Origin of the sequence: Streptococcus sp. 3705 (assembly GCF_013277145.1) — a bacterium.
Taxonomy (GTDB): domain Bacteria; phylum Bacillota; class Bacilli; order Lactobacillales; family Streptococcaceae; genus Streptococcus.
Genome location: NZ_VMMJ01000046.1, coordinates 1 through 795, shown reverse-complemented (window position 1 = coordinate 795; position 795 = coordinate 1). Strand labels below are relative to the sequence as shown.

Below are 795 nucleotides of genomic sequence, written 5' to 3'. Positions count from 1 at the left end.
TTTATTTCTGAAGCTAGTAAGGCGCATAGGGTGATCCCCCTATAGCGGCAACCGTAGAATAACGAACGACTTTGGAGCCGTCATTCTTTGCGAGTTGCGACGCAAAAGAAAAAATAGAAATACCTACCATCTTATCGGGACTATATAACTTTATCATTATACCATTTTTAAACACAATTTGCAGTCTATATACTCAATAAAAATCAAAGAACAGTTTTTTGATTGTAGATAAAACTGACTAAATTAGTAACATATACCTAATACAAGATGACGCTAACTTGTTTTGAAGAGTATTAATATACTGTTTCAATTTTTACTAATCTATTTTCAACCTGAACAATAGTTTGAAAATGAAAAGGGACTTTATTCTTTTTGTAACCTTTCTGTAATAATTCTCTGCTGAAAAAATGATAAAATAGGTATGTACAGTTAAGGAGAGAATAATGCCTGTAAGAAAATTACAATCCTATGAGGTAGACAATCAAGAAGAATTAAATCATCAGATTCCTCGCTATCAAGATTATACACCTGAAGCACAATCTGATGCCAATCTCAAGGAAATCCTATTTTTTATTAATATTGCTGTTTTTTGTATCTGCATTGCTATCTTTAGTTTTATCTTTTTATCATTAAAATTATCAACTGCTCTTGCATTTGTCGCAGCAATTGGATTTAGCTTACTTGTTTTAAAAGTCCAACGCTCTATTATCAAACGAAAATTTAGAAGATAAATCATACCCCAGGTCTAATCAAGTTGATTTGTAAAAAATTAAGGAAAACAGAGTATTTAAGATG

General features: G+C 30.8%; 1 protein-coding gene. It reads left to right on the top strand.

Annotation, left to right across the window (positions count from 1 at the left end; genetic code table 11):
• Window positions 1-443 precede the first annotated feature (443 nt).
• Window positions 444-731: a DUF3270 domain-containing protein gene (locus HT714_RS09480; protein ID WP_173227210.1), complete on the top strand. Its 288-nt coding sequence runs from the start codon at window positions 444-446 to the stop codon at window positions 729-731.
• Window positions 732-795: the final 64 nt, after the last annotated feature.